At 45.4% G+C, this 531-nt stretch carries 1 protein-coding gene; it reads left to right on the forward strand.

Features of this window, described 5'->3' with window-relative positions; genetic code table 11:
• Positions 1 to 531 (forward strand): transposase (locus LPKJCM_RS12075; protein ID WP_165758619.1); only part of this gene is annotated, 531 nt, incomplete at both ends.

The raw sequence follows: 531 nt of genomic DNA on the forward strand, positions 1-531 counted from the left end.
GGTCATTGAATGGCTGCTCACGACAAAGTTCCTGGGACGCTCGCTTTATCGAGCCCATGAAACACCTAACTTTACCAGTTGCACCGTCAGAAATAATTTGAACGATGGCCGGATCAATTGGCAACGCTTGATTTGTCAAGTTGGGAGTCATTTAATCAAGCATTTACGACCGTTTATTGACCGCCGGCGGCGGTTAGCATTGATCATTGACGATACACTCTTTTCCCGTGAGTACGCCACCCAAACCGAATTACTAGCGCGAGTCTTTGACCATGACAAACAGTTATATATTAAGGGATACCGGGCTTTAACTTTGGGTTGGAGTGACGCAAATACATTCTTACCGATCAACTTTGCATTAATGTCTTCCAAGAAGCCACAAAACGTCCTTGGAAAATCAGCTAAAACAACCGATCAACGAACAATTGCTGGCCGGAGACGTCGCCAAGCACAGCAAAAAATGAACCTCGTTTCATTGCAACTTGTCCAGCAAGCCCTCGCAAATGGCGTTCTAGCTGACTATGTGTTATT

It is taken from the genome of Lentilactobacillus parakefiri, from assembly GCF_002157585.1.
Lineage (GTDB): Bacteria > Bacillota > Bacilli > Lactobacillales > Lactobacillaceae > Lentilactobacillus > Lentilactobacillus parakefiri.